Consider the following 6,826-nt stretch of genomic DNA (forward strand, 5'->3'; position numbering starts at 1 on the left):
GGACGCCTCTTCGGCACACGCCCCCGCTGCGACGGATCCCCCTGCCCACGGTCCCGCGGAGCCCGGCCCGGCGGGCGCCGCCGCTCCGGAGGCGGCTCCCGACGGCGGGTCCCTCGACCTTCCCTTCCCGCACGACGTCCCGGCCGCGCCGCCGTCCCCGTACCGGCGGCTGCGCACGGAACGCCCCGTGTGCCCCGTGCGGATGGCCACCGGAGACGCGGCATGGCTCGTCACCCGCTTCGACGACGCGCGGTTCGTCCTGGCCGACTCCCGTTTCAGCAAGGCCGCACTGCTCGCGCCGGACGCTCCCCGCACCCGCCCGGGCGCGCTGCCTCCGGGGCTGCTGTTCACCACCGACCCGCCCGAGCACACCAGGCTGCGCTCCCTGGCAACCGCGGCGCTGTCGAAGGAACGGACGGAAGCCGTGAGGCCGGTGGTCGCACGCCTCGCCGCGGAAGCGGCCGTCCGGTTGGAGTCCCGTCAAGAGACCGACCTGGTACGGCACTTCGCCCGGCCGCTGGCGATGCGGACCATGTGCGCTCTGCTGGGCGTCCCCGACGGCGACGCGGACGACTTCGCCGGGTGGGCGGAGACGGTCCTCACGACGGGACCGGCACCGGACGGCGACGTCGAGCGGGCCCAGGACGAACTCATGGCCTGCACACGGCGGTTGGTCACGCGCCGCGCGCAGGCTCCGGCAGACGACGCGATGTCGGCGCTGCTCGGTGGGGAGGGCGACGTGGACCGCGCGGTGTCCCTCGTGGCGACGTTGATGTCCGCGGGCTACGAGACGATGGTCGCCTCCGTCGCCAACTCCGTACTGCTGCTGCTCGCCGACGAGGGACGCCTGCCCGCCCCCTGGCCGGACGACCCGGGCGAACTGGTGGAGGAGCTACTGCGGCTGAGTTCGTTCGGCGACGCGCTGCGCTCGCGCCGCGCCACGGCGGACGTGCGGGTGGGCGGCGAGCGGATCCGCTCCGGGGAGGTCGTCCTGGTCTCGCTGGCCTCCGTCAACAGGGACGAGTCGGTCTACGAGAATCCCGACCGGCGGCTGCCGGGCCGCCGCCGGTCGCGGCACATGGCCTTCGGGCACGGCGCGCGGCACTGCCCGGCCTCCCGGCTGGCGCGCATGGAGCTGGCCGTCGCCATGGAGTGTCTGACCCGCTCCTTTCCCGGTATGCGCCTCGCCGTCGCGCCGCAGGACGTCGTGCTGCGGTCCGAACTGGCCGAGAGCCGCCCCGAGTCGCTGCCCGTCCTGCTCGGGGCGCGGCCCGCCGGGCCGACCGGCTGAAGGCTCCGCTCAGCCGCCTGCCGGGTCGTCTTCCCCGCCGCTGACGACGATGGACTGGGACGGGCAGATCTTCCCCGCCATGCGGGCCTTCTCGCCCTGTATGCCTTCCGGCTGCTCGTCGAGCACTTCGACGAACCCGTCGTCGTCCTGGTCGAAGACGTCGGGCGCCGTGAGGACGCACTGGGCGGCCCCGATGCAGCGGTCGGGCACCACACTGACGTGAACCATGGTTCCTCCTGCGTGAGTTGTTACCAGCGGACCGGAAGCTCGTGCAGTCCGAAGAGCACGCCGTCGTACTTGAACGGCAGCTCCTCCAGCGGCACGGCGATCTCCAGGGTGGGAATCCGCTCGAAGAGCGTGCGGTAGGCGACGTCCATCTCCGCGCGCACCAGGTTCTGCCCGAGGCACTGGTGCACTCCGTAGCCGAACGCCACATGCTGCTGCGCCGACCGTTCCGGGTCGAACGTCCCCGGATGGCCGAAGAGTTGAGGATCGTGATTGGCGGCGGCCACCAGCGGGACGACGCCCTCGCCCGCCCGCACCAACTGGCCGCCGATCTCCACGTCCTCCACCGCGACGCGCAACGCCACCAGATCGGCGACCGAGTGCAGCCGCAGCAGCTCCTCCACGGTGCGCTCGTCGCCGATCCACTCCGGGTTGGCCAGCAGCGTCACCACGCCCAGCGCGATGTTGTTCGCCGTCGTCTCGTGCCCGGCGATCAGCAGCANTCGCCACCCCGGACATCTCCTGCGGTGTGAGCGCCCCGGCGGCGAGCAGCCTGCTGATCAGGTCGTCGCCGGGGCGCTTCTGCTTGACGGCGATCAGCCGCGACAAGTACCGGAGGAGCTGCCTGCTGGCGTCCTCGCGCTCCTCGTCGGTGGAGGAGATCGTCACCAGCACACGGGTCTTGGCCTCGAAGAAGTTCCGGTCGACCTTGGGCACGCCCAGCATCGAGGAGATCACCAGCGAGGGCACCGACAGCGCGAAGTCGGCCATCAAGTCGGCGCCTTGGCCGCGGGAGAGGACCGTGTCGATGCATCCGTCGACGATCTCCTGCACGGCTGGGCGCATCGCCCTGATGCGGCGGACGGTGAACTCCGGGATGAGAGCCTTGCGGTACTTGGTGTGGTCGGGCGGGTCCAGCGCCACGAACCAGCCGGGCACCGTCTCGGAGTCCGGCACGCCGCCGGTGCGGCCCGGGCTGGGGAAGCCCTCACGACTGGGGTCGGAGCTGATCCGGGGGTCGGTCAGCACCGAACGGACCTCCTCGTGCCGCGTCACCAGCCACACCACGTCACCGGTGGGCAGCTTCGAGCGGACCAGGCCCGGCCGTTGCCTGAACGTCTCGTACTCCGGGGGCGGGAACGGCGCGCCCTGCCGCCGCAGCATGAAGGGGACGGGGTCCGTCTCTGTGCTCGTCATCTGCCAACTCCGTGGGTCCGGGGGTCGGTCACGCGCCGTAGAACTCGCGTATCTTCCCGACGATGTAGTCCTGGCCGGATTCGGTCAGGTCGGTGTACGTCGGCAGGTACAGACCGTCCTCGCTGAAGCGGTGGGCGTTCAGCGACGGCCAGACGGGGTCGAGGTAGAAGGGCTGCCGGCTCATGGGCTTGAAGAACAGCCGTGTCTCGATGCCGGCGTCGGCGAGGTGGGCGCGCAGTTCGTCGCGGCGCTCCGCCCGCAGGTCGAACATCCACAGCACGTCCCGCTCGGGCAGCAGCGTCACGCCGTCGACGCCTTCGAGGCCCTGCTGGTAGCGCTTCTCGATCTGCTTGCGGGCGGCGAGGATCTCGTCGAGCCGCTCCACCTGTGCCAGGGCCACCCCCGCCTGGAGGTTGGTCATCCGGTAGTTGTAAGCGACCTTCTTGTGCAGGAAGTTGTGGTCCTTGCTGAAGGCCATGGCACGCAGGTGCGCCATCTGCTCGGCGAGGTGCCTGTCGTCGGTGAGGCAGACGCCGCCCTCGCCCGCCGTGATGATCTTGTTGGCGAAGAGCGAGAAGCAGGCGATGTCCCCGACGGGGCGCACGCCGTGCGCCTCCGCCGAGTCCTCGACCACCCGCAGGTTGTAGTCGTGCGCCAGCTCCATGACGGCGTCCATGTCGCAGCGGCGTCCGTAGACGTGTACGGGCATCAGCGCACGGGTCCGCGGGGTGATCTTCTCCTCGATGCGGGCGACGTCGATGTTGAGGTCGTCCCCGCAGTCCACGAAGACCGGTGCCGCGCCGCTGTGCGTGACGGCCCACGCGCTCGCGACCATGGTGAACTCCGGCACCACCACCTCGTCGCCGGGGCCTATCCCAAGGGCCCGCAGGGCGAGTGTGAGCGCGGCGGTGCCGGAGGAACATGCGACGCCGTGTGCGACGCCGTTGTACTGGGCGAAGGCGTCCTCGAACTCGCGGACGTAGGAACCCTGCGAGGAGATCCAGCCGTCCGTCACGGCCCGCGTCACGTAGTCGAGTTCGCCGCCTGAAAGAGAGGGCCGGGAGACGGGGTAGGCGAAGCTCACCGCGCTCACTCACCCTCCGGCCGCCGCGAGAGCGCCGGCAGGGCGCGGATCAGCTCGGCGGCGCGCTCGCGGCCTCCCGCCTCGCGCTGGATGCGGCCCAGACGCTCCGCGTTCTTCCGGAACGACGGCTCGGTCAGCACCCGCTCCAGCTTGGCGACCACGTCGTCCGGGTCGACGTCCCGTGGCTTGTCCAGCGTCAGGGAGACACCGAAGTCCTGGGCGCGCACGGCCTGGTCGTAGCAGTCCACCCACAGCGGGCGCATCACCATCGGCTTACCGAAGTAGACGCCCTCGTGGTAGGCGTTGCCGCCGCCGTGCGTGAAGAACGCCGACACGTTCGGATGGGCCAGTACGTCGAGCTGCGAGGGAAGCCAGCTCTCCACCCGCAGATTGCCCGGGAGCTGATCGGCAGGCGGAAGCCATTGCTGCTGGTCCTCGGGGAGTTTCCACAGCACGTGGTGCCGTCCCTCCAGACGCCGCGCCACCTCCACCAGCGCTCCCACCTGCTCGCGGGTCAGCCGGGTGATGGTGCCGAAGCCCATGTAGACCACGGACTCCCGTGCGTCCAGCCACTCGGTCAGTTCGTCCGGTTCGCACTGCGGCAGCGGCGGGATCATCGCCCCCACCATCCGTACCGAATCGGGCAGTTCGAGGGGGTAGTCCAGCTCCGGCACCGAGTTGCCCAGCACCATCTGAGCCGAATCCACCCTGGCCAGCAGCCCGTTGGACGCCGGGTCGATGCCCAGTTCCTCGCGCACCCGGGCGTCGCGGGCGTTCCTCTCCCGCATCGAACGGGACAGGAACATCCCCAGCGTCCGCCACTTGAAGAGTGTGTTCGCCAGCCGCTGCCGCGTGTTCATCCGGTAGGGCAGTCCGGAATGCGGCACGGGGAAGTCCTTCGGGGCGTACGAGCCGCCCACCGGAACCGTGGAGGTCAGCACCTGGCTGATCACGAAGGGGACCGTCAGCACGTACGGGATCTTCTTGGTGATGGCCAGCTCGCACCCGTACTGGCACATGCACTCGACCACCATCAGGGCCGGCTGGATCTTCTCGACGGCCTCCTCCAGCCGCCGGTACTTCTCCACCCGCAGCTCAGGCGCGAAGGTCTGCTCGATGACCGCTTGACGTGCCTTGAAACGTGACCGCTGCGTCACACGACGGTACGTCTCGTCGTCCCAGGTGACCGACGACATCTCGGGCACCACGTCGCCCAGGGAGAAGAAGTCGACGTTGGTGCCCACGCCCAGCGCCTCCACGTCGCCGCGCCGGGGCTCGTCGGTGGCGAACCACAGATCCTTCACACGCTGCCGGGAGAGCTCCTCGGCGAGCACCAGCATCGAGTTGAGCAGACCGCTCTCCGGGAGGCTCACGAACAGGATCGGCTGCTGACTCGTGCTCATTCGGCGGAGACCCTTCATAAGTGGGAAGGCCGGGGCCCGGCGCCGGGGCTCGCACGCCGCACGGGGCCGCTTGACCCCCACATCGTGCACGAGCACCGCCGAGGTGTCCTCGCACGGAGGCGAAGTCGAGGACATCCCCTAGTTCGCCGCCCCGAGAATCGGGATCAACCCCGACCTGGGACGACGATCGCCGTGCCGGACGGCGTCAGGCGAGAGGTTCTGGATTCATGAAGGGGACGACCGACCGCGGGATCTGCCCGCCGGGCCTGGCCGAACGCGACGGCCAGTGGTCCGACCTGACCCGGTTCCTGGCCGAGGCGAGGGCCGGCTCGGGCCGCGTCGCCGCGGTGACCGGACCGGTCGCCTCCGGCAAGACCGAACTGCTGCACACCTTCGCGGAGTTCGCACAGGCGGAGTTCGGGCAGAAGCGGCCCGAGGAGCCAGGGCTCGAGAAGGCGGGCTTCGCGCGGAACGAGTCCCGTGCCGGGGGCGAGGCCCCCGCCGGGGACGGCGTCCTCGTCGCCACCGTCGTGTGCTCCGCCGCAGAGAGCGCCCTCCCCTTCGGCGTCGTCGCCCGCCTGCTGCGCACCCCCGCCCTGCACGCCGGGGAGCAGACCGAACGGCTCCTGGCGCGGGCCCGTGAAGTGGCGGACGGACAGGGCGAGTTCGACGCCGGAACGCCCGCCGCCGCCCACGTCCTGGACGCCCTGTGCGAGGCCGTACTCCGTGCCGTAGGCACGGGCACCGCCCTGATCGGGGTGGAGGACGTACGCCACCTCGACATGCCCTCGACGCACTGGCTGCTCTACCTCGTGCGCCGGCTCGGACCGGCACGGGTGCTGCTCGTGCTGACCGACACCCCCGCCCCGCGGCGGGCGCCCTCCCCGCTCCACACGGAGCTGAGGCGTCATCCGCACGTCCGCACCGTCGAAGTGCCGCTGCTGACCGAGGAGGGCGTGGCCGCCTGCATAGCGGCCCACGGCGGCGACGCACCGGCCCTGTCCGGCACGGACCGGGCCGGCATCCGGCGGGCCGGCGGCGGGAACCCGCTGCTCGTGCGCGCGCTGCTGGAGGACCGGCGCTCCGGCGCGCCCGACCGCGGCATCGGCCGCGGCCCCGACTTCCAGAAGGCACTGCTCGGTTGCCTGGAACGCTGCGAGGCCACGGCCGCCGAGACGATGCGCGCACTGTGCGTACTGGGCGGACCGGCGCGGTCCGCCGCTCTCGCCCGGCTCACCCGCGCGGAGACCGAGAACGTGGCGGCGGCGCTCGCCGCGCTGGAGGAGGCCGGGCTTCTGCACCCGGGCGGCCTGCCGCACCCCGCTGTGCGCGACGCCGTCCTGGAGAGCCTGTCCTCCGCCGAACGGACCCGGCTGCATCTGGCGGCCGCCGCGCTGCTGCACGCCGAGGGAGCACCGGCGGACGACATCGCCCCTCATCTGCTGACCGCGGGACGCCTGGACGACACGGCGCTGCTGCCGGTGCTGCACGAGGCGGCCGAGCACGCGCTGCGCGCGGAGCGGCCCCGTACCGCCGTGCGCTGCTTCGAGATCGTCCGCGACGCCGGCGTCGACGCACGCAGCCGCACGGCCGCCGAAGTCGCGCTCGTCCGCGCCGAGTCCAGGG

The 6,826-nt window shown here is 71.4% G+C and carries 5 protein-coding genes and 1 pseudogene; 2 read left to right on the plus strand and 4 right to left on the minus strand.

The annotated features are described in order from the left end of the window. The coding region (locus AN218_RS21980) for a cytochrome P450 (RefSeq protein ID WP_079132447.1) at positions 1-1,291 on the plus strand (1,291 nt) is incomplete at its 5' end. 9 nt (positions 1,292-1,300) lie between these two features. On the opposite strand, the gene AN218_RS21985 is transcribed toward AN218_RS21980, so the two are convergent. From AN218_RS21985 to AN218_RS22000, 4 genes and pseudogenes are all read right to left on the minus strand, one after another. Continuing rightward, positions 1,301-1,519, minus strand: a complete 219-nt coding sequence (locus AN218_RS21985) for a ferredoxin (protein WP_070018620.1) — start codon at positions 1,517-1,519, stop codon at positions 1,301-1,303. Between the two features lie 20 nt (positions 1,520-1,539). Next, positions 1,540-2,713 (minus strand): annotated as a pseudogene (locus AN218_RS21990) (cytochrome P450). A gap of 28 nt (positions 2,714-2,741) precedes the next feature. Next, positions 2,742-3,797, minus strand: coding sequence for a DegT/DnrJ/EryC1/StrS family aminotransferase (locus tag AN218_RS21995; RefSeq protein WP_070018622.1), 1,056 nt, complete (start codon positions 3,795-3,797; stop codon positions 2,742-2,744). Positions 3,798-3,802: 5 nt separating this feature from the next. Then, positions 3,803-5,200, minus strand: a complete 1,398-nt coding sequence (locus AN218_RS22000) for a glycosyltransferase (protein WP_070018621.1) — start codon at positions 5,198-5,200, stop codon at positions 3,803-3,805. Positions 5,201-5,427: 227 nt separating this feature from the next. Between AN218_RS22000 and AN218_RS22005 the strand changes: the two genes are divergently transcribed. Next, positions 5,428-6,826: AAA family ATPase (locus tag AN218_RS22005; RefSeq protein ID WP_141747649.1), on the plus strand; the 1,399-nt coding region annotated here is incomplete at its 3' end.

This window comes from Streptomyces nanshensis, assembly GCF_001751255.1.
GTDB lineage: Bacteria > Actinomycetota > Actinomycetes > Streptomycetales > Streptomycetaceae > Streptomyces > Streptomyces nanshensis_A.